Source organism: Chitinophaga sp. (assembly GCF_039596155.1).
In the GTDB taxonomy this organism is placed as follows: Bacteria; Bacteroidota; Bacteroidia; order Chitinophagales; family Chitinophagaceae; genus Chitinophaga.
In genome coordinates, this window is sequence record NZ_JBCNKF010000006.1 from 49,645 (window position 1) to 76,447 (window position 26,803).

Genomic DNA, 26,803 nt, shown 5'->3' on the forward strand with positions numbered 1-26,803 from the left:
TTGTCAGACGTACCTTTGTATCAACCTGACAATATTACTATTAACCCCAAAAGCTATTGAATGTTAGAGAAGAGATGCATCGATTGTCTGACAATAATATAAATAACCCCTACTATTGATTTTAGTTCGTCCGTTAACCTCAAGAACACGCATAAAGATGCGAGGGCTGTTGGTTCACAACAGCCCTTTTTTATTTTAATTATTTGTTTCTACCCACATACCGTTTTCCCTGATCAGGTTGATCAGTTCATCTACGGCTACATCACTATTCAATCCTCGTTTTACCACTTCTTTGCCTCGGTAAAGGGTGATTTTGCCAACGCCGCTGCCTACATAGCCAAAATCAGCATCTGCCATTTCGCCGGGGCCGTTTACAATGCAGCCCATGATAGCGATCTTCACTCCTTTGAGGTGATTGGTTACTGCTCTGATTCTTGCTGTTGTTTCCTGCAGATCGAATAGGGTACGACCGCAGGAAGGGCAGGAGATGTATTCAGTTTTAGAAATTCGGGTACGTGTGGCCTGCAGGATGCCGAACGCAACATTGTTCAGCAGGGTATGATCTACGGTATCTGCTGCGGTTTCGGTTTTCACCAGCCACAAGCCATCGCCAAAGCCATCCAGCAACAGTGCACCGGTTTCAGTAGCGTAGTGTATCAGGTGTTCATCATTGGTATGATCAGCTGCCAGGCAACGGAGAATGCATGGTAACTGCACATTTTGTTGCATGAGTGTCATGAATGCCCGGCGTACTTCCGGCATTGCATGCTGATTAGAGGAATGCAGGCATAGTACAACTGGTTTGCCATTGTTGAGTTGCAGCAGCAGTTCTTCCGTCAGAGTAACACCGGTATTGATATCAACAAAGTTCAGTACCTCAGAGGTATTTTTGGCTTGTATGAACTCTTCGGCGGAGAAGAGCGGCATATATTTTTCCTTTTCTTCTACGGTTTCCCAAACGTTTTTGGGGACGATCACTTTCAGTGTGCCTGGCAAAGCAAAGGAAAGCGCCACATGGCAGAACAGGTAATCTGCTGCTGCGTCGGCAATATTCCATTTGTCAGTTGCTTCATCATAATTATAACCGATGCCCTGTAAGTCTACGGGCCTGATAGCACTTACGTCACTCAGATCCGCTACGACTACCGGCACTTGTTTACCTCCTACATTATTAAAGGCAACAGACTCCCGACGTTTGTAATTGAATGGAGAGTAAGGAACCTGTTCAATGGGAGGGATGGGAGTATGATTCTGACGTGTGGTATAGCGTTTTACCAGATCCCGGCATACAGGCAATTCGAATTCCGGATCTTCTGTAAGTGATACGCGGATAGTATCGCCAATACCATCTTCCAGGAGGGTACCAATACCAACGGCTGACTTGATACGGCCATCTTCGCCATCACCGGCTTCAGTAACACCGAGATGCAATGGATAGCAGTGCCCCAGTTCTTCCTGCATAGTTTGAATGAGCAGACGGTAAGCCTGCACCATTACCTGCGGATTACTGGCTTTCATACTCAGAATGATGTTGCGATAGCTGAGATCTTCCGCAATACGGAGAAATTCCATTGCGCTTTCCACCATACCCATGGGGGTATCTCCATACCGGCTCATGATACGATCGCTGAGGGAACCATGGTTGGTACCGATGCGCATCGCTGTACCATATTCTTTACAGATGTTTACCAGTGGAGTGAACTGTTTGCGAATACGATCGGTTTCAGCCAGGTACTCACTGTCTGTATAGTTGATGGTTTCAAATTTCTTTTTATCTACGAAGTTGCCGGGGTTGATACGCACTTTTTCCACGATACGGGCTGCTATTTCAGCGGCATTGGGAGTGAAGTGGATATCGGCTACGAGGGGAGTATGATAGCCTCTTTTACGCAGTTCGCTTTTTATGGGCAGCAGATTTTCTGCTTCTTTTTTGCTGGGCGCAGTGATACGCACCAGTTCGGAGCCCGCTTCGATACAACGGATGGCCTGCTCTACAGTAGCCAGGGTGTTCATTGTATCTGTAGTTGTCATGGTCTGGATACGCACAGGGTTAAAATTCCCTATCAACAAATCGCCTACCTTAACTTCCAGCGTAGCCAACCTTTTATACTCCGTCAGTGAATTACAATATAACTGCATAGTTCGAAAAAATATCCAGGGCAAAGGTAACAAAAAGCATCACGTGGGATGTTAAATCACCAATCCTTATCCACAGGCACAACCTGTCCTTTTGCTTTCTTCATTTTGTCCTGCAGTTTCTTTTCCTCCTGACCTAAAGCCTGCAGGTATCGTTCTGCCTCCTGTTTATCCAGTTTGCTGGGTTGTGGTTGCGGTTTCTCGTCCTGCTGATCTTTTTGGTCTTTATTGTCTTTGTCCTTATTCTGCTGGTCTTTGTTGTTTTTATTTTGGTCCTTATTGTCTTTGTTCTGTTGATCTTTGTTTTGATCCTTTTTATCCTGGTTGTCCTTATTGTCTTTGTTCTGCTGATCTTTTTTGTCTTTGTTTTTATCCTTGTTCTGCTGGTCTTTGTTGTCGTTTCCTCCGTTGCCCTGCTGTTTTTTCAGCATGGCCTGTGCATATGCAAGGTTATAGCGAGCCTGGGCATCAGTGGGATTCATCTTCAGGGCTTCTTTGTAAGCCTTGATGCTTTCTTCCCATTTCTTTCCTTCCATAAAGGTGTTTCCGATGTTGTAGCTGGCATCTGCTTTCTGAGTTTTGTTAGGTGCCATCTTAAAGCTATTCAGGTATTGTGCACGAGCGTCGTCGTAGCGTTTTTGCTCGTACATGGAGTTACCCAGGTTATACCTGCCTTCTACAGACGCCTGGTTGACTTCCAGTGCTTTCTTGTAGTTTGCTTCAGCATCGGTGTATTGCTGTTTTGAGTACAGTTCGTTGCCTTTGCGGATGTACTTATTACCATTCTGGGCGAAGGAGTAATTACAAATGCAGAGGAACAAGCCAGTCAGCAAAAGGTGATATGTCAGGTTATTCTTTCTCATGGTTTTTCTGTAGCAGTGACAACATTGGCGCGTGCGCTGCGCTTAATTTCCGGAATAAAGAACTCCGCTACCAGCAGTATCAGGCTAATAACGAGAAAATATTGGAAATAGCTGTTGTAGTCTGTAAAAATATTCTCTCCGAACTCTTTCTGTTCCATGCTGTCTATTTTATGGACCAGAGAATTCACCACTTCTTCGGTATTATTATCCAGGTGTTCGTAGATGCCTTTCCCGGCGGCAGCTATGCGTTTCAGCTCTTCTTCGTTGAGTTTGGAGATGACGGTGTTGCCATCTTTATCCTTTTTGTAGGTGCCGGTTTCAGGATCTGGTAATGGAGATCCGGTAGGCGAACCAATACCGATGGTATTGATCACAACCCCAGCGTCGAATGCAGCATTGGCTTTGGAGATGGCAGTTTCGTCATGATCTTCCCCATCGGAGATAATGATGAGGGATTTGTGTTTACGTTCCTTTTTATTGAAAGCCTCATCGCTCACCTGAATGGCCTGACCGATAGCGGTACCCTGAGTTGGGATCATGTCCGGGCTTACTGTGCTCAGGTACATTTTTGCAGCAGAGTAATCGATGGTCAGTGGCATTTGCAGGTAAGCGTTACCAGCAAAAACAACCAGGCCGACACGGTCGTTATCCAGTTTATCAACGAGTTTTGAAATTAATTGTTTGGCGCGGGTAAGGCGATCGGGTTTTACATCGCCGGCCAGCATACTTTTACTGACATCGAGGGCAATGACTACATCCACCCCTTTGCGGGTTATTTTTTCCATACGACTTCCTTTTTGGATATTGGCCAATCCGAGGACGCCAAAGAAAAAAGCGAGGAAAATAAGGAGGAAGCGGAATGCAAACCGCCGGCGGGAGTAACCGGTGAATAGTTTCTCTACCAGTACCGGGTCACCCAATTTGCGTATTGAGCTGCGCTTCCACCAGGAGATGCTGATAAACGCCAGTTGCAATACCAGCAGCAGTACTAAGGCCCATAAATATTCGCTATGCTGAAAACGTAACATCATAGGGATCAAATATAATTTTTTTAGTACGTTTTACACTATTAGAGGGTAAGGATTTAGGAGATTTTTAACGTAGGTAAGAGGTGGAAAGAAGATGGTTGACGGAGGCAACGAATTGATTGACAGCGTCAAGTGATTTTTTCAGGCATGAAAAAAGGCCGTTTTGGGCGGCCTTTTCTTAAAATTATTTATTTGTGTCCTTCCATATAACCGGCTTCCTGGAGAATACTTTTTGTGATATTCATTCTCACTTTTTCCATGTCAATGTTTGGATTATCAGATTCGATGTTGAGTACAAAGAAAGCAGGATGTCCGTTTTCTTCGATCCAGCCTACTATCCAACCGATCTGTTTTTTACCTTCCTGGCCCCAACCAGTTTTGTAGCGCAGCTCGTATTTAGGTGTTTTTTCCATTAGCATTACTTCACGTACCCATTGCATGGTCAGTTTATGGAAGGGAAGCTCATCAAAATAGAGTTTCTTCACGAATCCCAGTTCTTCATCCGGAGAGATGCGGAGGCTGTTATCCAGCCAGAAGGTATCGATTCGGCTGATTTTCATGTTGCCATATTTCACGGTATCCAGGTAGTGCTGCATGACAGGTTTGGTAATGCGACGGGCTACTTCCTGGAAATAAGGAACTGCAGATAGGCGGAAAGCCTGCTGCATGCTCAGGTCACGATCCCATACGGAGTCAGCGCCCTGGTGGTGTACGCCATTCCATGGAATAACAGTGGCGGTATCCTTGATCACACCGGTCTCCAGGCCAACCAGGGAATTGAAGATCTTGAAGGTGGAAGCTGGCAGGAAGCGTTCTTTAGCGCGATCAATATTATATACCTTAAAAGATCCTTGTCCGTTGTCGAACAACATAAAGGTGCCTTCTACCTTATTGTCGGTAAAATACTTTTCCCATTCTTTCTGAACGTGCACATTATTTGGTGCGCAGGCATTCACTAAGATCGCCATCAGCAGTAGCAGCCAACCGGTTTGTTTCATCATAGCAAAATTTTGATCCTGCAAAAGTAATATATAAAAGGAAGAAGCCCGCCTTAGGAGCGGGCTTCTAATTATTTAATCACACCTAATTCCTTTCCTACTTTGGTGAAGGCGGCGATTGCTTTGTCCAGATGGGCTTGTTCGTGAGCAGCACTCAACTGAACGCGGATGCGGGCCTGGCCTTTGGCAACAACCGGGAAGAAGAATCCGATAACGTAGATTCCTTCTTTTAACAGTTTTTCGGCAAACTGTTGGCTGAGTACGGCATCGTACAGCATTACAGGCACAATCGGGTGATCACCTGGTTTGATGTCGAAACCGGCCTCCGTCATTTTTGTCCGGAAATATTTGGTATTATATTCAAGTTTGTCCCGGAGTTCGGTGGTAGAACTGAGCATGTCGAGCACGGCGATAGAAGCGCCTACAATGCTGGGGGCTACAGAGTTAGAGAAGAGATAAGGACGGCTACGCTGGCGGAGCATGTCAATGATCTCTTTTTTACCGCTGGTAAAACCACCTGATGCACCACCCAATGCTTTACCGAGGGTACCGGTGATAATGTCGATACGGCCCATTACATTTCGATATTCATGAGTACCGCGGCCGGTTTTCCCGAGGAATCCGGAAGAGTGGCTTTCATCGATCATTACGATGGCATCGTATTTATCTGCCAGATCACAGATCTTGTCCAGCTGGGCGATGGTACCGTCCATGCTGAAAGAGCCATCGGTAACAATGATACGGCTACGAAGACCTGCGGTTTCCTGCAGTTTGGCTTCGAGGTCAGCCATATTATTATGTTCATAGCGGTAACGTTGTGCTTTACACAGGCGTACACCATCTATAATAGAAGCATGGTTGAGAGCATCGGAAATGATAGCATCCTGTTCGTTGAACAGGGGTTCGAATACTCCACCGTTTGCATCAAAGGCAGCAACATAGAGGATAGTGTCTTCAGTACCAAGGAATTGTGCAATTTTTTGTTCCAATTCGCGGTGAATATCCTGAGTACCACATATAAATCGCACGCTGCTCATACCATATCCATGTGTATCAATCGCATCTTTTGCAGCCTGCACCACCTTGGGGTTACTGGAAAGGCCCAGGTAGTTATTGGCGCAAAAGTTAAGTACAGTATTGCCACCTACCTGGATTTCGGCACCTTGTTCAGAGGTGATGATCCTTTCGTTTTTAAAAAGGCCGGCAGTACGGATCTCGTTCAGTTCCTCCTGCAGGCGGGTAATGAATTTTTCGTTCATAGTAGCAGATTTTGTAACCGGGTTCAAAGTTATGGCAATAAAAGTATTACGATTCGGGGATCTGGGAAGCGAATTCTGGCAGTTATATAAAAAGTTTGACGGGGGTGTAACATTTGGTTGAAGCTTTGCGTCATAATAATGTCTGCACCCTGATCCTGTTTTATCCAGGAGAAATGATCCGGACTGAATATTTCCGCGCTGTATGTAGTGAATTGATGGCTTGAGCGCCCGCGGGAAGTTCTGCCATTCGGAAAAAGATGGGAAATATTGCAGAAAATTATGGTACGTAGTTGGGCGGGACAAGAGGAAGAGATGCGTTTAAAGTTAATTGTCGGACATTAGCACTAAAATCCTGCAACACCTGGATGACGGAAAAGGAGTACAACAAATGCGTGGATCTGTACGCGGATAATCTCTTCCGGTTTATAGTAAAGAACCTAGACCATACAGAGGATGCGAGAGACGTGGTACAGAATGCGTTTGAAATATTGTGGAAACATTGTATAGATGTGCCTTTTGAAAAGGCCAAGTCATATCTCTTTACAGTAGCTTACCACAATATGATAGACCATGTCCGTAAGGTAAAGCGGATAACACTGGTCGATGAGTTTAAGGAAGAGACGAAGATTAGCGAGCAGAAGATAAACGATGCCAGGAAAGTATTGGAGAAAGCGCTGGATAAACTAACAGATGTACAACGATCCCTGATTCTGTTAAAGGACTATGAGGGATATAGTTATGAGGAGATAGGAGAGATCATGCAACTGAATCCTTCGCAGGTAAAAGTATATCTACATAGGGCGAGGTTGCATCTGAAGCAGTATCTTGTGAAAATCGAAAATGTAATTTGATCTGATTTTTAATTATTTATCAGACTTTGGCGATAAATATAGACATATCGAACTATGAGGAGTACCTGCTGAGTGCCGTGGACGGTGAATTGAATGAGGAGGAGCAGGCAGCGCTGGAGGTTTTCCTTCAGCAGCACCCTAAGTGCAGGCAGGAATTAATCCTGCTGCAGTCGGCACGTATAGTGCCGGACAACGAACTGCGTTTTGACAGGAAGGAAATGCTATACAGGCAGTCAGAAGCCGATACGCTTTCCGCCGGAAACTACGAAGACTTTTTACTGAAGTATGTAGATAAAGAACTGAGTACAGCAGATCAACGCAAAGTTGAGGTGCTGGCCCAACAGCATCCACACATCAGCCGGGAGCTGCGGCTGCTGGAGGCATCGAGATTACAACCGGACCTTTCTGTCATATTCCCTGATAAGTCAGTGCTTTACCGGAACAAGACCCGGGTTCGTGCCATCTGGTGGTGGGCTGCGGCAGCTGCTGTAGTAGCTGGTGTAGCAATATTATTGATTCCTCCACGACATTTGGAAGGGCCTGGTGCAGAAGTGGCCGTTCATCAGCAGCAAAAGCAACCCGCTGTTCCCTTGCCGCCACATTCTTCCCCCCAGCAACAGGTAAATGACAAGCCAGCTGTTGCAGCGGTAGAAAAGCCGGCTGCTAATCCTCATACTGCCAGCACTCAACCCGTTGTTACGGCGCATGTAGCTCCGGCAACACATAGCATAACAGCTACGACTCCTCCGCCAGCTGCCCCGGCGGCCCGGCAGGATGATGTTCCGGCTTCTGTGGCACTGAACAAATTACCTCAGCCAGAAAGTACCACCAGTGAGATTGTACAACAGCTGAAGGAACAGAAGGAGCAACAGAAAATAGCCAACGCTGGAATCACCAATGAAACTGATAAAGCGCCGGTAATAGCCAAATCGGATAACAATAAAGAAGATGCCATGCATACCCGGATAACGGAAGCTTCCAGGCCCGTTCAGGGAGAACTTGTTGTGTCAGTGACAATGAGAGGAGATAGTAAGATATTAAATGGAGTTGCAAACGTAGCGCGATTCTTTTCCAAAAAGAAGAAATAAGCATAGCAAAGCTGTTGTCAGGACGGCCATCTTATATGTAAGAATTATCAATATGAAGTGTAAAGTATTACGCTGTTTAATTTTATTGCTTTTCATTTGTGCGGGTGTTCATGCCCAGACAGCCGACACTATTCAGGTGAAAGGCTTGATTATTGTACAGGGAAAAGATGCAAAGGGAAAGCGCATCTTTAAGGTGTATAATGATACGGCATATGCCAGGACACAACTAAAACGCAATTTACAGACGCGTTGGTTCGTTTTTGATCTGGGATATAATAATTATATGGACCGGAGTGATTATAACGGAGCTGCTTCATTAGCCCTGTATAGTGCCCCCAGTGATGTATACTTTAGTGACATGAAGGCATACACTTATTCAGCAGCGGGGTTAAATACCCTGGCACCCAGAGTAGGCAGTTCGCCACTTACTCCGTCAGAATTTAAACTGATTGCCGGTAAATCTATAAATGTAAATATCTGGTTGTTCCAGCAGCGATTGAATCTATACAAACATAAGCTGAACCTGATTTATTCCTTTGGAGTGGAGATGAACAACTATCGTTTTGCCCGTAATATTACTTATGTTCCCGGTTATCCCACTACTATTATGAGGGATACTGTGAGCTTTTCAAAGAATAAGCTGTTTGCAGAGTATTTGAGTGTGCCTGTCATGTTGAACTTTAACAGCAATCCAGCCCGTCCTTCACGTGCATTCAAAATGAGTATGGGTATTATGGGTGGGTACCTGGTAAAAGCCCGTACAAAACAGATCAGCCGTGAACGAGGGAAAGTAAAGAAAGTTGACGATTTTAATCTTAATAAATGGAGACTCAGTATTACCGGAGATGTAGGATATGGCCCTGTAAAGCTGTATGGCAACTTTGCATTGACGCCATTACATGATTATGGTCTTGAGCAATATCCTTTTTCTGTGGGATTACGTTTCAATGGTTTTTAATACGTGGGGATCAAATAAGTTAGTATGCGCTCATTCATTACGTTTATGGTTTGTACCGGATTTATAATCTGGGCCCACTCATGTGATAAGAGAATAGTTGGTGTTAAGATCTATGGTCGTGGACCGGATGCAGGACAAAGTCAGGATGGATATGTTCAGAGGGAATCACATTCGCCTGTTCCATTATTTATAGCCAATGCTGCTAAAAGACATGCTGCCGACTCTATCCTGTTACCGAAGCAGGATCACTTCATTGTGAGGTAGGACCTGAGCACCTGGTCCGCTGCTCACCTTTATACTCCTTTTAACAATTTCCAGTTTGTAGGAAGTTGAAACTTACCGTTATATTTGGTTTTTATTCAAAAACCAACAAATGAACCTCGTTAAAAAAACAATTTTTTTAATGCTGCTAGCCAGTTGCATTATCCAACTGTCTATTGCGCAGCAGAAGTATGAATGGAAGGAGGCCAAATCCGGGGGATATACTTATAAGTATATTACCAACGATCCCATGCAGGCCCGATTCTATACCTTGAAAAATGGTCTGACCGTGATACTGAGCGTCAACAAAAAAGATCCTCGTATTCAGACCCTCATCGGCACAAGAGCAGGTAGTAACAATGATCCTAAAGACCACACTGGCCTTGCACACTACCTGGAACACCTTCTCTTTAAAGGTACAGAGCAATATGGTTCTCTGGACTGGGCTAAGGAAAAACCTTACCTGGACAAGATCGAAGGCTTGTATGATAACTACAATCATACTACTGATGCGACTACCCGCAAAACTATCTATCACCAGATAGACAGTGTATCAGGTCTGGCTGCTAAATACGCCATTGCCAACGAATACGATAAAATGATGACTGGTATGGGAGCACAGGGTACTAATGCTCATACCTGGGTAGAAGAAACTATCTACGAGGAAGATATCCCTTCCAATGCTATCGACAAGTACCTTGCTGTTCAGGCAGAACGTTTTAAGGATCCGGTTTTTCGTCTCTTCCACACAGAGCTGGAGGCAGTGTATGAAGAAAAAAACAGGGGGCTGGACGATGACAGCCGTAAATCTTACGAGGTATTGCTTTCTTCCCTGTTCCCTACCCATAACTACGGTCAGCAGAGCACCATTGGTACGGTAGAACACCTGAAGAATCCTTCTCTGAAAGCGATACGCCAGTTTTACAACTCTTATTATGTGCCTAATAATATGGCCATCGTAATGGCGGGAGATTTCAATCCTGATTACGTTATTAAGAAGATTGATGAGGACTTTGCCTATATGAAGGCCAAACCGGTTCCTGAATACAAAGCTCCTGTGGAAGCGCCTATCAAAGCGCCAATTGTGAAGGAAGTGGTTGGTCCTGATGCAGAAAGTGTAACGATCGCATATCGTATGCCTGGTGCATTGGATACTAAATCAGCTGTAATACTGGGCGTGATCTCTGAAATCATGAACAATGGTAAAGCAGGTCTGCTGGATTTGAACATCAACAAGGCGCAGAAAATGCTTGGTGCCAGTGCGGGTGTAATGGGCTGGAAAGACTATGCTGTATTTCAGATGAGTGGTAAACCAAAACAAGGCCAGACCCTTGATCAGGTAAAAGACCTGTTACTGGGTCAACTGGAAATTCTGAAGAAAGGGCAGTTCGACGAAACCCTGGTAAAGGCAATCGTAAACAATGCTAAACTTGCTGAATTACAAGGGCTGGAGAACAATAATAACCGTGCATCCTCACTGATGGATGGCTTTATCAAGCACAGGGGCCAGAACTGGCAGGCTGACGTTGCCTATGTAGATAACATGGGTAAGGTTACCAAGCAGCAGATCGTTGATTTCGCCAACAAATATTTTGCTGATAACTACGTGCTGCTGTACAAACGTAAAGGCGAGGACAAAAAAATTGAAAAGGTTGAAAAACCTATTATTACGCCGGTTGAAATCAATCGTAATGATCAATCTGCTTTCCTGAAAAAAATCGATGCAATGCCAGCTACCCCGGTACAACCACAGTGGCTGGATTTCGACAAGGATATTCAGAAAGGTAAAGCTGGTCAGGCAGATGTATTGTATGTACAGAACAAAGACAATGGTCTTTTCCGTTTATATTTCCGTTTTGATATAGGTGGCTGGAACAATAAACTGTTACCGCTGGCAGCCCAGTACCTGCAATTCCTGAGTACTGATAAATATACTTCAGAGCAGATCAGCAGAGAGTTCTACAACATTGCCTGTAACTTCACCGTATCTTCCGGCAGTGAAAATTCAGCGATCACCATCACAGGTTTACAGGAAAACTTCGATAAGGCGGTAAGTCTGTTCGAACACCTGTTAACACATTGCCAGGCGAATGAAGAAGCGTTGGCTGCACTGAAAGGCCGTATTACAAAATCACGTGCAGATAGCAAACTGAATAAGGGCAACATCATGAAGGGGCTTGCCAACTATGCGATGTATGGTGCTAAGAATCCTTTCAACAATGCGTTGAGCCAGGCGGAACTGGATGGTGTAACAGCCGCTCAGCTGGTAGATATGTTACATTCAATGGGCAACTATAAGCACACTGTGATCTACTACGGTCCTCAGTCAATGAACGAAATGATTGCGGCTGTACAGAAAGATCACATGATTCCTGCAACATGGAAGGACGCGCCTCCTCAGCAGAAATTTGACAAGATCGATCAGACTAAGAACCAGGTGCTGTTTGCTAACTATGATATGGTGCAGACAGAAGTAAACTGGGTAAGAAACTCTGAAGTTTACAATCCTGATAACACAGCACTGGTAAGTATGTTCAATGGCTACTTTGGTGGTGGCATGGGATCTATTGTATTCCAGACTATCCGTGAATCTAAAGCCCTGGCTTATTCTACTTATGCTGTCTATGCAACTCCCGACAAGAAAGGTGCACGTTATTCTGCTATTGCTTACGTAGGTAGCCAGGCAGACAAGATGAACGATGCGATCAACGGCATGAATGAGTTGCTGAATGATATTCCCCGTTCCGACAAGTTGTTCGAAACTTCAAGACAGAGTCTGAAACAGGATATAGAAACAGAAAGAATCACTCAGGATGGTATTATCTTCACTTACCTGGCAAACCAGAAACTGGGTTTAAAGGAAGATAACCGCAAGAAGGTGTATGAAATGATTGATAAGATCACTTTTGACGATGTGAAGAAATTCCACGACGCAGAGCTGGCTAAAAAGCCATATACTTATTGCGTGGTAGCATCTGACAAACGTGTAAGTCTGGATGATCTGAAGAAGTATGGAGAAGTGAAAGTGTTGACGCTGGAAGAAATATTCGGTTACTAATACGATCGGAATATAAGCCCTCCGGTACCAGTTTATGGTGCCGGAGGGTTTTTTATTTACATTTGTGGCGTCAATTTTTAACCCGTTGCAATAAAGAATTGACGATCAACGTTAAGTAACCAGCTAAATACCCTGTGAAAATGAATCGCTATTGCCTGTTGCTACTATTGGTATTACTGTATGTGCCAGTATCAGGATTTAAAACCACAATTACTACTAACATTAATAACGACAGTTATCTTTATTCAGTGAAAGTGAATCCGGGGAATATAGATCCCGACAAGATATTTCTGCTGATAGATAAGAGTGACTACAGACTTTACCTATATGAAGATGTAACGCTGCGCAAGATCTACAAAGTAGTATTTGGTAATAATGATCAGTCTGATAAGTGCAAAGAGGGTGACCGTTTGACACCGGAAGGGACTTTCCATATCATGAGTAAAAGATTTGATAAGTTATGGAACAGGTTTATGTTACTGGATTATCCCAATGAAGCGTCTATGGAGCGTTTTCATCGTCTGCAAAATGAAGGTTATTTGCCAGCAGTGGCCACACCAGGTGGTGGAATCGGTATTCATGGCGTAGAATGGAATTCAGGTATCCGGGATAATTATGTAGAACAACGGATCAACTGGACGCTGGGCTGCATCAGTATGAAGAACAGTGATGTAAGTGAGTTGTATGAGGTGATTAAGGTTGGAACACCTGTTGTGATCAGAAAATAGAAGCTGTATATTTCATTGCAGTCAGTGTACTTAAATTTGTACAGCTATACAACATAATGTTTTAAAGATCTTTCAGACTTTACGTTAAGCATTGTAGTGACATGAGCCACACACTATAGCTGGTGTCATGAATTAACATAAAGGCGGGTATTGGTCTTGTGAAGGCATGCTTCATTCGGGTGAAGCATGCTTTTTTTATTTTGTGGCCAGGAAAGAGGTGACTGCTTTTTTCCACTTGGGGCCTTCGTGTCTGCAAAAGGATTGGTGTCCTGATTGAGAAAAAATAACCAGTTGCTTTTGCTGGCTTCCGAGATGGTTGAAAACCGAATTAGTTTCCTGCCTCGTCACCCGGATATCATGCTCACCCCAGCAGAGTAATACCGGCATTTTCAGCTTTTCTCCTGCTGTTGCAGGTTCATATCCCGGTCCCCAGAAGCCCTGTTCTAAACCGCCCCAGAATGTCAGTAATTGGGAGAGCGGCGTTTGCGGCAGGTTGACAGCACGCATGCGGCTCTTGACAGCATCGGTGAGTGTAGCAAATGGACATTCCAATATTACTTTTTGTGGCTGCAGGTGGTATTGAGGAATTGCTTTCAGAATAGCTGCGGCACCCATACTGACACCCCATAGAATGATTGGTTTTTTATCCTTTTGGCTGATATAATCATACGCTGCTTTTACATCATCAGTTTCTTTGTATCCAATGGTGCAGGTATTGCCTTCACTGTTGCCATGGCCTCTGAAGTCGGTAAGGAAAGTACTGTATCCCAGATGTCGAAACCAGGCAGCTTCGGAAAGCGCGGGTCCTTTATTGCCACCATATCCATGAAAGAGAAGCACGGTACCTTTTGAGTTAGGTACGGGTATATACCAGCAAGAGAGGTGGAGCCCATTTGATGTAGTTAAAGAGACAGGAATGTAGGCGGTATCAGGTACAGTCGTCGCCACTGTTTTAGACATACGTACACCGAAGAGAATAATCTTCAGTTTTCCCAATGCATTCATCTGTTCCGGCTTACGGTTGTCGGTAGTACCGGGGGCGTAGAAATGCGTGAACTTATAAGCATGAAAAGCAGCGACAATATTGAGAACAACAAAGAGGATGAGTAGGGTACGTGTAAGCAGCTTCATGGGGAACAAGGTATAGGATTTTTTCCTATAAAACAATGCTTCTGCCAGCGGCAGAAGCATTGTAAAATTTATTATTGCTTTCCTTTTTTGATCTCGTCTACAACGCTGGGATCCAGCAGGGTAGAGGTGTCGCCGAGGTTCTCCATTTCGCCTTCTGCGATTTTGCGGAGGATACGACGCATGATCTTACCGGACCTGGTTTTCGGCAGCCCACTTACGAACTGGATCTTATCTGGTTTGGCAATAGGGCCAATGATGCGGGATACAGTTTGCAGGATGTCTTTCCGGGTAAGTTCAGGGTCATGTACCATTTTTTCAGCGATCACGAAGGCATAGATTCCTTGTCCTTTGATGTCGTGTGGATATCCTACAACGGCACTTTCCACTACGCCTGCGTGCATATTGATGGCGTTTTCGACTTCGGCGGTGCCAATACGGTGGCCGCTTACATTCAATACATCATCGACACGGCCGGTGATGCGATAGTAACCATCTTCATCACGCAGACAGCCATCGCCTGTAAAGTAGAGGTTGTCGTAGGTGGCGAAGTAGGTGGTACGGCAGCGTTCATGATCACCGTAGGTAGTACGTAGCATGCCTGGCCATGGGTATTTGATACACAGGTTACCATTCACATTGTTGCCGGTGATTTCCTGGCCCCGTTCATCCACGAGGATAGGTTGTATCCCTGGAAGTGGCAGTGTGGCATAACCTGGTTTTTCAGGTGTGATGCCTGCAATGGGTGTGATCATGATCCCTCCGGTTTCTGTTTGCCACCAGGTATCTACGATCGGGCAACGTCCTTTACCGATATTATCTTTGAACCAATGCCATGCTTCTTCATTGATGGGTTCACCCACGCTACCCAATTTCTTCAGGGAACTCAGGTCTTTATGATTGACTGGTCCCAGGCCATAACCCATAAGGCTGCGGATGGCGGTAGGTGCGGTGTAGAGTGTGTTTACACGGAACTTGTCGGTGATAGACCACAGGCGACCTGCATCCGGCCAGGTAGGTACTCCTTCGAACATTACGGTGGTAGCACCGGCGCTGAGTGGGCCGTATATAATATAACTATGACCAGTGATCCAGCCTACGTCTGCAGTACAGAAGTATACTTCACCTGGCTGGTATTGGAATGTATTGACGAAAGTGTAGTTGGCATAAACCATATAGCCGGCGGTGGTATGTACCACGCCTTTCGGTTTGCCGGTAGAGCCGGAGGTGTAGAGGATGAAGAGCATGTCTTCGGCGTCCATTTCTTCGGCGGGGCAGGGAGGGTTGCCCATTGTTTCCACCTGTTTGATTTCATCTTCCCACCAGAGGTCACGGCCTTTGATCATGCTCACAGGGGTGCGGGTGCGGGTACATACGATTACTTTCTTAACAGAAGGGCAGGCGATGAGAGCGTCATCGATAACAGATTTCAGGGGAATATCTTTATTACCACGGAAGGCGCCATCGCAGGTAATAACGAGGCTGGCCTGGGCATCCTGAATTCTGTCGGCGATAGACTGTGCGCTGAATCCACCGAACACTACGGAGTGAACGGCGCCGATGCGGGCGCATGCCAGCACGGCGATGGCCAGCTCCGGGATCATACCCATGTAGATACAGACGCGGTCTCCTTTCTTTACACCATTATTTTTGAGAACATTTGCAAACTGGCAAACTTTATTATAAAGGTCTCTGTAAGTAATAACGCGGTGACGTTCTTCCGGATCATTGGGTTCCCAGATAATAGCGGGGGTATTACCCAGGGTGCCAAGGTGGCGGTCAAGGCAGTTTTCAGTGATATTGAGTTTGCCACCTACAAACCATTTTACATTTGGTTCCTTGAAGTTCCATTCCAGGACTTTATCCCATTTCCGGCGCCAATAAAAATGATCAGCTACATTGGCCCAAAATCCTTCGGGGTCCATGACGCTCTGCTGATACTGCTGTTGATACTCTTCTAAGCTTCTAATCTGGTAAGGATAAGCCATGGCTGCAATCAGTTTTTGTGTTGGTCAATAAGTAATAACGTGCGCGTAATATGTGCAGCTTAAATTTAATAAAATTGAGGAATACGGTGGTAGTGATTAACCGTTTATAAGCAAATATTAACGTAAAAACAGGGGAAAAACTGGTATGCCTTTCACTAAGACCTTTTTGGGGAGGTAGTGAATGCCCTCCGGACGGGAGGCGAAATTAGAGATGAAGGATGGCGTGATTAGTTTCTGCCATTCCTTTTGCGATACTTCTCACAATAATCCCAGAACTCTTTGTAGACTTCATCTGATACTGCGATGATCTTTTCCTTCTCTGCATTACTGAGTAAAGGAATGATCGGTTCCTGCTCGCCATCGACAATCCTGTAGGAAGGGCGCATTTTGCGATAGAAAGTAGGAACGCTCCAGTTACATTCGATGCAGACGCGTTCGCGGAATGTAAGCGGCAGATTGATCATTCGGGAATGCAGATCTGCCATCAGGTTTACCGCTTCGTTACTGTGTGATTTTGCCATTTTATTTGGTTTTATACCCTTGGGACTGTTGGTTGCAACTTGTTGATAATTATATCATTAGTATAAAAGCCATGCACGTGCCAACAAATGTATTTATAAAATTATAATTGGCGTAAAATCTGCACACAAATTTCATAAATTATTAAAAACCTTGTTATTATAAATTTATATAGCCTATAAATGTCAACTTTTTGCCCTGAAATTGATGTAAGAATGCTTGATTTAGAACGGAGTTTGTCATTTTATACGCTCAAGAGTAACGTAACTATATTGTCTATATGAAAGATCAATTAGGGAAATGAAATGGAAATTATTATTATATTGTATGAATTGCACATTAAAGAGATAAACAGTTAGTAAAATCAAGCATACATGTCCAGGTTAATCCATATGGGCCAGCGCCTGAAGCAGATCTTAAAGCAAAGAAAGATTAAGATTGTTGACTTTGCTGATATGGCCGGTTTCACAAACCAGATAGCCCATTACCATCTACGAAAAAGTGATATGAAACGAAGTACATTAGAGAAGTTCTGTGAGATCATTAATATCTCGCCGGAGGAATTCTATGAATGGAATAGTGTTTCGGTCATTAACGGTGAAAAACCACCTGCTTCTACAGTATTACATCATGGTCACAGATTGATGGAATTGATCAGTGAACGGGGATTGAATAAAACAAGGTTAGCCAAGCGGCTGGGAATGTCGCGGCGCACCATGTACAATCTCTTTGATAAAGAGCTTTTTGGAAGTGAAGAGTTAGACAAGGTGTCGAGAGCACTTGAAATAAGTTCCACAGGATTCCTTCATCCCGGATCATTAGACGATACCAGGATCGCCGATAATGATGAAATGCTGGCTTTGAGGGAAAAATATTACAAGTTGCTGGAAGAGTACAATTTGTTATTAAAGACCCATTCCTCACTAAAAGAAGCACTCGAACAGGCCAAGAAAGATAATTTACAATTACGTAAACAAGCCCGTTCCAAAAAGGGCTAGATTAACCAGTGTTTATCAACCTATCAGAACACCTATTTGAAAACGCCGTATTCTGTATTAATTAGAGAGCCATTTTCTTAATTCCATCATCGAGCGTATTTTATTGTATACAGTAGTAGTATTACTATTTTGCGATAAATTACATATTGCTAACCCGATTCCGGGATGTAAAAATTGTCACTGATATGAATTATTTGCCTGGTGCATTTGATGTGCCAATGTGGTATATCGTTATGCATTTAAAAGGCGCATCTGGCATCCTCACGCAAAAGAGATATTGTGATGTGCTGGCCCGCCGGTTAAACAGGGATCAGGAGAATAGTCTGATCAGGATAGACGATTACCTGTTGCTACCAGAAACCATATACCTCATGGTACAGGAAGAGGCACTTAAGCTGGATATATGGTATCCTGCATTTCGGGATCAGTTGCTGGAGGAGTTAAAGGAATTATACCTGTCTGAGTTGATAGCGGGAGGTGCCATTTTACCTACCGTCAATCTTTCGTGGGAACCGGTTTCACATGAGTTGATCGCCGGTCCGGAGGCCTTTGAGCACAGGGTAAACGAAATGTTATTTCTACCCGTGCGCAAAGGGTTGGCATCAGATCCGGAACACTATCCTTATAACAGTGTAAACAATAAAGCAGGCATAGATTTATAGTAATAACTGACCTACTTCTTCCCAGCTGTTTACACGCTTGTAACCGGAAATATTAACATTGTGCGGTGCTGTGAACATCAGCGGTTCACCCTTGAAATGCTGCAGATTTTTCACGTGATCATCGATCATGTAATCGGCCTGCACAATGGTTTTGGAACCACAGAAAACGATTCGTTCCCATCCTATGAAAGGGAAATGCTCCTTTAACCATTCCAGTTTTTCAACGAGTGACTGAGGGAACTCCATGGCTGCAGATACGATAAAAACATCGTGTTTGTCAAACAAAGCTTTTACTACTTCCTGGCAGTCTTTGATCACTGGTTTGTTCCTGAAGAATCCCGGCTCGTACAGAAATCCCCTGATGACGTCTTTGCCCGCAGGAAAGCCCTCCGTTTCAGGTAAACCCAGCAGCGAAGCTTTATCTATTGTTTCGCCGTAGCGGTCTGCATACCAGTTGATATATTGCTGGCTGGTATCTGCCATTACCCCATCCATGTCTATTGCTATTCTTGCCATATTTTGCTGTTTATTGCAAAGTTATGCAAATAACACAAAAATAATAGCATAAAGTCGCAAATTTTTACTTAATATTGCAGGAAATTGCAAGAATATGCTGAAAGAGGAACGATTTGAATACATCCTCAGAAAGTTACAGGTAGATCATAAAGTGCTGCATACAGAGTTGAGCAACGACCTGAATGTGTCAGAAGACACTGTGCGCCGTGATCTGGAAGCCCTGGCGGCAAATGGTTTGCTCACGAAAGTGAGGGGAGGAGCTATTCCTCATTCTCCCAATCCGTTTAATTTTACCGAAAGAATTACTATTCACGAAGATGATAAAAGGGCGATCGCTGAAAAGGCGCTCTCATTTTTGCATAATGGTCAGACTATAATAATGGATGGTGGTACCACTACCTATGCACTTGCCAAGTTATTTCCTCCTGCACTACAGTTGACAGTTGTAACACCCAGCGTCCCCATCGCCATGTTGCTGATGGAGCATCCGGGTGTGGACGTTATCCTTACAGGTGGTCGCGTTTTCAAAAGTTCGCAGGTAACGGCAGGTATCGAAACCATCCGTATGCTTGAGAAGTTGCGTGCTGATATCTGTTTTATGGGTGTATGCAGTTTGCATACAGAAGTAGGTGTAACGGGACCTCATCTGGATGAGGCTACGGTAAAAAATGTGATGGTACAGGCTGCAAGTAAAGTGGTGGCACTCGTAACAAGTGAAAAAATGGGAACGGCAGAGCCGTATAAGGTTTGTGATATAAGAGAAATGGATACAATTATAACCGATGAGACGGGATTAGCGATGGCACTTCCTTACACAGAGTTAGGTATTAAAGTGATCTGATTTTAAATATTTATATGTTTCAGGCATTGACAGCAGGGCTTCCGCAACAGCGGCAGGCGCGCATAGCAGTGAGCGCACTATTTTTCTTAACGGGATTTTGCTTTTTTAGTTGGGCAACCCGTATTCCGGACATTCAGCAAAACTTACATCTTTCCGAAGGACAGTTAGGTGGATTGTTGTTGGCATTGCCAATAGGATCTTTATTGTCTATGCCCGCAGCAGGTGCGTTGGTAGGAAAGTACGGCAGCCGGCAGGTCCTGCTGGTGTTTGGATTGCTGTATGGATTGATCCTGCCAACACTCGGTTTGGCGGGGGAGACATGGATCTTATTTTCATTGTTGATCGTATTCGGGTTTTGTGGAAACGTCGCTAACATTGCGGTGAATACACAAGCCGTATTTGTCGAGAAAATGTATGGGCGGTCTGTAATGGCTTCCTTTCATGGATTGTGGAGCACCGGAGGGTTGGTAGGTTCCTTACTGGCCTGGGGAATGCAGAAGTGGCATGTTTTACCCTATCAGCATTTCCTGGTGAGTATGGTGATTGTGTTTATTATTCTGGCGCTGAATATCAATCAGGTGGTAAGACATGACTACCAGGCCGGTGAAAATGAGGAAAAGCAACCACTGTTTGTATTGCCGGACAAGTTCCTGATGATCCTTGGTATCATAGCTTTCGCCTCTATGATCTGCGAGGGGGCCATGTTTGACTGGAGCGGGGTCTATTTCAGAAAAGTTATCCATGTAAATATTGCCGTGGTTGGAACAAATGCCTTTATGAGTACCATGGCTTCTTTCCGCTTTCTTGCAGATTACCTGAAACTACGATTTGGCGTTAAGCGGGTGCTACAGTTAAGTGGCGGACTTATAGCCAGTGGCTTATTGCTGGCCGTTATATTCCCTTATTTCACGACAGCCATCATCGGATTCCTGATGGTGGGGGCTGGTGTATCATCGGTAGTGCCGCTGATTTATAGTGCCGCAGGACGTAGCACAACGATGACGCCGGGAATGGCACTGGCAGCGGTTTCTACTATTGGCTACCTGGGCTTTTTATTTGGTCCGGTATTAATTGGGTTAGTCGCACAGGTGAGTAGTCTGCGGGCATCTTTCTTTCTCATTGCCTTGATGGGGTTATCCATTGCAGTAATGAGTAACCGTGTTAAAAATTAAAAAAGCATATCCAGGAATGGATATGCGCCAGCTCATACAAAAAGAAAAAACATTATCATTTGGGGAAGGCACCTGGCTACAAGCAGGTGCCTTCCCTGTATATAGTGCTTATAGTGCAGAACTGATGAATTGCTTCATAGATATTTGGACGTTAGGAAATTATTATCTGTACAAACATACAATGTGCAAAAATGTTATTCAACAAGGGATTAATAACTGGTAGGAACTCAAAACATTAACCTGCTGGCAGATAATTAATTATTAAAAAACAGAATATGTATCTGTTGGATATCTGGTTGAGTGGTCCGGCAAATTTATATATGATTTAATATTATTCATCAGGTGAATTACAGGCTATTAGTGAATTTTGGACAATAGGATCAGCCGCGTTTCAAGATTTATTGCAACAATAAACTTTATTACTCTTAACTTTGCACGATTTTTTTGTCGGGTGAATGAGAAGAAAATCAGCCAGGTTTTTAATTACTCAATGAAATACGCAAATGCCTAAAGACTCTTCTATCAAATCTGTTCTTATTATTGGTTCTGGTCCTATTATTATTGGTCAGGCATGTGAATTTGACTATTCTGGTTCTCAGGCAGCACGTTCCCTGCGTGAAGAAGGAATCAAAGTGATCCTGATAAATTCCAATCCGGCCACTATCATGACTGACCCTATGATGGCCGATAGGGTATACTTACTGCCACTGACGGTAGAGAGTATAGAACAGATACTGGAAGAGCAGCAGATAGATGCTGTGTTGCCTACCATGGGTGGTCAGACTGCCCTTAACCTTTGTAAGGAGGTAGATGAACTGGGTATCTGGGAAAAATACAATGTTCGCCTGATTGGGGTGGATATTAAAGCTATCGACAAAGCAGAAGACCGCGAACAGTTCCGCCAGTGGATGATCCGGCTGGGTGTACCTGTTGCGCCTGCAAAGACAGCTAACTCCTTCCTGGAAGGTAAAGAATTCGCACAGGAAATCGGTTTCCCGCTGGTGATCCGTCCTTCCTTTACCCTGGGTGGTACCGGTGGTGGTTTCGTGCACACCAAGGATGATCTGGACGAAGCATTACAACGTGGTCTCCAGGCGTCACCTATCCACGAAGTACTGGTAGAAAAAGCAGTACTGGGTTGGAAAGAGTTTGAATTGGAATTACTGCGCGATGCAAAAGACAATGTAGTCATCATTTGTACAGTGGAAAACCTGGATCCGATGGGTATCCATACAGGGGATTCCATTACCGTAGCACCTGCCATGACGCTGAGCGATACCGCTTACCAGCTGATGCGTAATAAGGCAATGGAGATGATGCGTGACCTGGGTAACTTTGCCGGTGGTTGTAACGTACAGTTCTCTCTCAATCCTGCAACAGAAGAAATCATCGCTATCGAGATCAATCCTCGTGTAAGCCGCTCTTCTGCACTGGCTTCCAAAGCAACTGGTTATCCAATTGCAAAGATTGCTGCTAAACTGGCCATCGGTTATACACTGGATGAACTGGAAAACCAGATCACCAGGACCACTTCTGCATTCTTCGAACCAGCACTGGACTACGTGATCGTTAAGATGCCCCGCTGGAACTTCGATAAATTTAAAGGTGCTGACCAGACACTGGGGCTGCAGATGAAATCTGTAGGTGAGGTGATGGCAATCGGTCGTACATTCCCTGAAGCTTTACAGAAAGCTTGTCAGAGCCTGGAGAACGATGCACTCGGTCTGGGTTACTACGGTAAATCACAGATGAAGAGTGAGCAGCTGCTGGAAAGAATGAAAACACCTACCTGGGACAGGATCTTCCGTATCAAGGATGCCCTGATGGAAGGTGTATCTGTAAAGCACCTGCACCAGATGACCTATATTGATAAATGGTTCCTGAACCAGATCAATGATATCGTGACCCTCGAAAAACAACTGATGGAGCACGATCTGGATACATTGCCTGCTGATATGCTGCGCGAAGCGAAACGTATGGGTTTCTCTGATGCACAGCTGGTCAACCTGCTGGGTAACTGCGAAGAAGAAGAGGTATACAACAAACGTAAGGAACTGGGCATCACCCGTACTTACAAGATGGTAGATACCTGTAGCGCTGAATTCGAAGCAAAGACACCTTATTTCTACTCCACTTTTGATAAAGTAAATGAAAGCCAGCCTTCTGAAAAGAAGAAAGTGATCGTACTTGGTTCAGGCCCTAACCGTATCGGCCAGGGTATTGAATTCGACTACTGTTGTACACATGGTCTGCAGGCTATTCAGGAATGCGGTTACGATGCCATCATGGTAAACTGTAACCCTGAAACAGTATCTACTGACTTTGATATGGCTAATAAGCTGTACTTCGAGCCAGTATTCTGGGAGCATCTATGGGAAATTATCGAGCTGGAAAAACCTGAAGGGGTGATTGTACAGCTGGGTGGTCAAACGGCGCTGAAACTGGCTAAAAAACTGGAAGAAAAAGGTATCCGCATCATCGGTACATCCTTCGATAACATGGATATCGCTGAAGACCGTGGCCGCTTTTCCGACCTGCTGAAAGAACTGAATATTCCTTATCCTAAGTATGGTACAGCCTACAATACGGATGAAGCAATCGAAGTAGCGAAAGAAGTAGGTTATCCGGTACTGGTTCGTCCTTCTTATGTGTTAGGCGGTCAGCGTATGCGTATCGTGATCAACGAAGAAGAACTGGAAAGCTCTGTACTGAGCCTGCTGAAACACTTACCAGGTAACAAAATCCTGATTGACCACTTCCTGGATCGTTGCCAGGAGGCAGAGATCGATGGTATCTTCGATGGCGAAAACTTCCATGTAATGGGTGTAATGGAGCATATCGAGCCTGCTGGTATCCACAGTGGTGACAGTAATGCGGTATTGCCGGCATTCAACCTCTCTCCAATGGAAGTAACAACCATGGAGTACTACGCTGAGAAAATTGCAAGAGCACTTGATATCCGTGGTTTGATCAACATCCAGTTTGCCATCAAGAGTGGCCAGGTGTATGTGATCGAAGCTAACCCGCGCGCATCCCGTACTACACCATTCATCGCGAAAGCATATCAGGTACCTTACCTGAACATTGCTACCAAAGTGATGCTGGGTAAGAACAAACTGACCGATTTCACCATCGAGAAGAAACTGGACGGTTTTGCTATCAAGGAGCCGGTGTTCTCTTTCAATAAGTTCCCAGGTGTGAACAAGGAGTTAGGCCCTGAAATGAAATCAACAGGTGAAGCGATCCGCTTTATAAAAGACCTGCGCGATCCATATTTCAGAACCTTGTATAAGGAAAAGAGCATGTACCTGAGCAACAAGTAAGTTGTTACAGCATATTTTTGAAAAGGGGTGTATCTCAACAGGATGCATCCCTTTTTTTTATGCTATTACTGCATGTTTGGAACAATAGAAATTGTGAAAGATAAACGGGGTAGCCTATAAAAAAAATCAGAGCCTGATGAAGATCAGGCTCTTTCTTTTCCCTCAAAATAACCATTAAAGACACGACTATTTACTTACGTAAATAGCGTGACCGGTAATGCAGTTTACTATAAATATTAAATATTAAAAAGATGTTAACTAATCAATAACAGATGAAAATTATAATAATCTCTATTTAAATGATAAACAATTGTATAATAGATTCTGTCAAATTAATATGTGTAAAATATATTTTGAGCTTGTAAATATTTTCATCTTATTAACTTATCAAGTTGACTTCCACAGGATCAAATTTTTACTCCTGAGACGGGTGTGTTAAATTGCCGTATTCCATTTTGTTAACCAATAGAAAGTCATGTTTGTTTATATCCTGAGAACAGCTCCCTTTTTACGGATTGTGATTCCATTTATGGCGGGGATTATATACCCGATACCGTTGTTATATAACCTTCCTGTCGCATTGTTGCTTTTAGCTATTCATCTGGGATCTGGCTACATGCCCGTGTGGATAAGGTTCCGACTGGATGTTTATAGAGGCCTGATACTGCAGTTATTACTGGTTTGCACCGGGTCGCTGCTGGTGAGTGCCAGGCAGCAGTATAAATATCATTTGATCAAACCCGCTACAGATCAGGTATTGGTTGGAACAATCGCAGTGCCTGTACAGCAAAGTCATTATGGATACAGGACTGTTATTGAATTACAGACAAAAGAACAGCTGCTGGTTTATTTTCCTCCGGATAGCGCTGTCATGGCTATTGAAGAAGGGGACAGGTTGTTATTCAACGGGCAGCTGCAACCTGTTTCATTTAATGGGAACCCGGGTGCATTTAACTATCGTGCGTATTGTGCTGTGCGATATATTTATCAGCAGGTGCATCTGCAAACGGGCCACTGGCGCCATATTCACATGCCTAAAAGTCTTCTGTTACGATGCAGGAATCGTTGTCTGCAGATCATCAATACTTATATCGGAGGGCGGGAAGCCGGATTAGCGGCGGCTTTGCTCATAGGGTACAGGTATGGTTTAGACAAAGAAATGGTGAATGATTATATGCAAACAGGTATTGTGCATATTATTGCCATCTCAGGTATGCATCTGGCATTGATCTATGGTTGTCTGATCTGGTGCCTTCAATGGTTGCCGATGCAGACTGTTAAAGGTTTGCTTGTTATCATAATAATATGGGGATTTACTTTACTCACCGGTGCTTCTGCTTCTGTGCTAAGGGCGGCTGTTATGTTGACAATAGTCACTGCCGGGAAATTTTTTCTCGATCGCGATTCCTCTACTTACAATCAGCTGGCACTATCTGCGTTCCTGTTGTTGTGTTATGACCCTGCGCTCATCAGAGATGTCGGCTTTCAGTTATCGTATCTGGCAGTGTTAGGCATATTGATTTTAAATAAGCCTTTGTACCAACTTCTCTCTTTGAAATATGTCTGGCAGCGGAAACTATGGGAAGCAACTGCACTGGCCATTGCTGCACAGGTAGTTACATTCCCGTTATGTCTTTACCTCTTTGGCCAGTTCCCTTTGTATTTTCTTCCAGCCAATTTACTGGCAGTACCCTTGTCTACTTTCATCCTCTATGGAGAAATATTGTTGTTGGCGATACATGCTCATTGGATAGGTGACTGCCTGCGATGGTTGTTGCAGCTGATGAACCACATCGTTGCGTGTATCGCCCATTTGCCGGGTGCACTTATTTCCGGATTGCAAATATCGGGATATGGGGTAATTGCCTTGTACGTTTGTATTGGTGGAATACTGGCTGGTAAAAGAGGTATGGTTTTTATACCCGGAGCACTGTGTCTGTGGAGCCTGGCTACGCTGCCCGGAAGGATACAAAGGCAACAGCAACATTGCATGATTGTGTACAATCAACCACGGCATACAGGCATTGACTTTATTCAGGGACATGTTGTTCAGTTCGCAGGTGATGATAGCATCTCTATGGAAATGTTGCGGACAGCAAGGGCCGTTTACGAAGCAGCTATAGGAAGGTTGAGCTGTTTTGAACAGCGGGGGCATTTCATTTGTTGTGGAAACAAGCGCCTGGTAATTGTGGACAGCGCATTACCTGCTGGCAGGCCAACAAAAAAATTCAAGACAGATTATCTTTTACTGTCACATAATCCACGTGTGGCTATCAAAGATTTGCAGGGGTTTTTCGACGTGGGCTGTTATATTTTTGACGCATCCAGTTCCCGTAGCAGGATAGAGGAATGGAAAAGTGAATGTTACACGCTAACTTTGCGCTTCCTTTCGGTTCCGGACCAGGGAGCCTATGTTGTAAATTTCTAA

General features: G+C 44.3%; 22 protein-coding genes and 1 pseudogene. 13 read left to right on the plus strand and 10 right to left on the minus strand.

Annotated elements, in window-relative coordinates; translation table 11 throughout:
* Positions 1-195: 195 nt before the first annotated feature.
* The 6 genes and pseudogenes from ABDW33_RS07580 to kbl form a co-directional block, all read right to left on the minus strand.
* Positions 196-927, minus strand: a complete 732-nt coding sequence (locus tag ABDW33_RS07580) for a flavodoxin-dependent (E)-4-hydroxy-3-methylbut-2-enyl-diphosphate synthase (RefSeq protein WP_343689645.1) — start codon at positions 925-927, stop codon at positions 196-198.
* Between the two features lie 327 nt (positions 928-1,254).
* Positions 1,255-2,139 (minus strand): annotated as a pseudogene (gene ispG / locus ABDW33_RS07585) ((E)-4-hydroxy-3-methylbut-2-enyl-diphosphate synthase); the annotation flags it as partial.
* Between the two features lie 56 nt (positions 2,140-2,195).
* On the minus strand, positions 2,196-2,999 hold the full coding sequence (locus tag ABDW33_RS07590) for a tetratricopeptide repeat protein (protein WP_343689464.1): 804 nt from the start codon (positions 2,997-2,999) through the stop codon (positions 2,196-2,198).
* The gene (locus ABDW33_RS07595) at positions 2,996-4,030 is read right to left on the minus strand and encodes a VWA domain-containing protein (RefSeq protein ID WP_343689465.1); all 1,035 of its coding nucleotides are present in this window, start codon (positions 4,028-4,030) and stop codon (positions 2,996-2,998) included. The genes ABDW33_RS07590 and ABDW33_RS07595 overlap by 4 nt, the downstream gene beginning before the upstream one ends.
* A gap of 185 nt (positions 4,031-4,215) precedes the next feature.
* On the minus strand, positions 4,216-5,028 hold the full coding sequence (gene blaOXA / locus ABDW33_RS07600; protein WP_343689466.1) for a class D beta-lactamase: 813 nt from the start codon (positions 5,026-5,028) through the stop codon (positions 4,216-4,218).
* A gap of 68 nt (positions 5,029-5,096) precedes the next feature.
* Positions 5,097-6,284: a glycine C-acetyltransferase gene (gene kbl / locus ABDW33_RS07605; RefSeq protein WP_343689467.1), complete on the minus strand. Its 1,188-nt coding sequence runs from the start codon at positions 6,282-6,284 to the stop codon at positions 5,097-5,099.
* Positions 6,285-6,649: 365 nt separating this feature from the next.
* On the opposite strand from kbl, the gene ABDW33_RS07610 reads away from it, so the two are divergent.
* The 6 genes from ABDW33_RS07610 to ABDW33_RS07635 all read left to right on the plus strand — a co-directional run bounded on the left by ABDW33_RS07610 (position 6,650) and on the right by ABDW33_RS07635 (position 13,228).
* Positions 6,650-7,135: an RNA polymerase sigma factor gene (locus tag ABDW33_RS07610; protein WP_183289204.1), complete on the plus strand. Its 486-nt coding sequence runs from the start codon at positions 6,650-6,652 to the stop codon at positions 7,133-7,135.
* 26 nt (positions 7,136-7,161) lie between these two features.
* Positions 7,162-8,223 (plus strand): hypothetical protein, encoded by a 1,062-nt coding sequence (locus ABDW33_RS07615; RefSeq protein ID WP_343689468.1) that lies wholly within the window; start codon positions 7,162-7,164, stop codon positions 8,221-8,223.
* A 52-nt stretch (positions 8,224-8,275) separates the two neighbouring features.
* Positions 8,276-9,181 (plus strand): outer membrane beta-barrel protein, encoded by a 906-nt coding sequence (locus tag ABDW33_RS07620; RefSeq protein WP_343689469.1) that lies wholly within the window; start codon positions 8,276-8,278, stop codon positions 9,179-9,181.
* Positions 9,182-9,205: 24 nt separating this feature from the next.
* Positions 9,206-9,445, plus strand: coding sequence for a hypothetical protein (locus ABDW33_RS07625; RefSeq protein WP_343689470.1), 240 nt, complete (start codon positions 9,206-9,208; stop codon positions 9,443-9,445).
* 139 nt (positions 9,446-9,584) lie between these two features.
* Positions 9,585-12,500, plus strand: a complete 2,916-nt coding sequence (locus ABDW33_RS07630) for an insulinase family protein (RefSeq protein ID WP_343689471.1) — start codon at positions 9,585-9,587, stop codon at positions 12,498-12,500.
* A 140-nt stretch (positions 12,501-12,640) separates the two neighbouring features.
* Positions 12,641-13,228, plus strand: a complete 588-nt coding sequence (locus ABDW33_RS07635) for a L,D-transpeptidase (RefSeq protein ID WP_147319889.1) — start codon at positions 12,641-12,643, stop codon at positions 13,226-13,228.
* 195 nt (positions 13,229-13,423) lie between these two features.
* Here the strand turns inward: ABDW33_RS07635 and ABDW33_RS07640 are convergent, their stop codons facing one another.
* The 3 genes from ABDW33_RS07640 to ABDW33_RS07650 all read right to left on the minus strand — a co-directional run bounded on the left by ABDW33_RS07640 (position 13,424) and on the right by ABDW33_RS07650 (position 16,865).
* Positions 13,424-14,359 carry an alpha/beta fold hydrolase gene (locus ABDW33_RS07640; protein WP_343689472.1) on the minus strand — a complete coding sequence of 312 codons (936 nt, stop codon included), beginning with the start codon at positions 14,357-14,359 and terminating at the stop codon, positions 13,424-13,426.
* A gap of 71 nt (positions 14,360-14,430) precedes the next feature.
* On the minus strand, positions 14,431-16,344 hold the full coding sequence (acs, locus tag ABDW33_RS07645; protein ID WP_343689473.1) for an acetate--CoA ligase: 1,914 nt from the start codon (positions 16,342-16,344) through the stop codon (positions 14,431-14,433).
* Between the two features lie 227 nt (positions 16,345-16,571).
* A complete protein-coding gene (locus tag ABDW33_RS07650) occupies positions 16,572-16,865 on the minus strand; it encodes a hypothetical protein (RefSeq protein WP_343689474.1) in 294 nt (97 codons plus the stop codon).
* Between the two features lie 372 nt (positions 16,866-17,237).
* On the opposite strand from ABDW33_RS07650, the gene ABDW33_RS07655 reads away from it, so the two are divergent.
* The gene (locus tag ABDW33_RS07655; protein WP_343689475.1) at positions 17,238-17,861 is read left to right on the plus strand and encodes a helix-turn-helix transcriptional regulator; all 624 of its coding nucleotides are present in this window, start codon (positions 17,238-17,240) and stop codon (positions 17,859-17,861) included.
* Between the two features lie 185 nt (positions 17,862-18,046).
* Positions 18,047-18,523, plus strand: coding sequence for a hypothetical protein (locus ABDW33_RS07660; RefSeq protein ID WP_343689476.1), 477 nt, complete (start codon positions 18,047-18,049; stop codon positions 18,521-18,523).
* Here ABDW33_RS07660 and ABDW33_RS07665 read toward each other — a convergent pair.
* Entirely contained in the window at positions 18,518-19,039 is a 522-nt protein-coding gene (locus ABDW33_RS07665; RefSeq protein ID WP_343689477.1) for a 5'(3')-deoxyribonucleotidase, read from the minus strand. The genes ABDW33_RS07660 and ABDW33_RS07665 overlap by 6 nt on opposite strands.
* A gap of 94 nt (positions 19,040-19,133) precedes the next feature.
* Here ABDW33_RS07665 and ABDW33_RS07670 point away from each other — a divergent pair, with 94 nt between their 5' ends.
* The 5 genes from ABDW33_RS07670 to ABDW33_RS07690 all read left to right on the plus strand — a co-directional run bounded on the left by ABDW33_RS07670 (position 19,134) and on the right by ABDW33_RS07690 (position 26,803).
* Entirely contained in the window at positions 19,134-19,880 is a 747-nt protein-coding gene (locus ABDW33_RS07670) for a DeoR/GlpR family DNA-binding transcription regulator (RefSeq protein ID WP_343689478.1), read from the plus strand.
* A gap of 14 nt (positions 19,881-19,894) precedes the next feature.
* Complete coding sequence (locus tag ABDW33_RS07675) at positions 19,895-21,052, plus strand: MFS transporter (RefSeq protein ID WP_343689479.1); 1,158 nt, start codon at positions 19,895-19,897, stop codon at positions 21,050-21,052.
* A complete protein-coding gene (locus ABDW33_RS07680; protein WP_343689480.1) occupies positions 21,039-21,275 on the plus strand; it encodes a hypothetical protein in 237 nt (78 codons plus the stop codon). The genes ABDW33_RS07675 and ABDW33_RS07680 overlap by 14 nt, the downstream gene beginning before the upstream one ends.
* Positions 21,276-21,555: 280 nt before the next feature.
* Positions 21,556-24,375: a carbamoyl-phosphate synthase large subunit gene (gene carB, locus ABDW33_RS07685; protein WP_343689481.1), complete on the plus strand. Its 2,820-nt coding sequence runs from the start codon at positions 21,556-21,558 to the stop codon at positions 24,373-24,375.
* Positions 24,376-24,850: 475 nt separating this feature from the next.
* Positions 24,851-26,803: a ComEC/Rec2 family competence protein gene (locus tag ABDW33_RS07690; protein ID WP_343689482.1), complete on the plus strand. Its 1,953-nt coding sequence runs from the start codon at positions 24,851-24,853 to the stop codon at positions 26,801-26,803.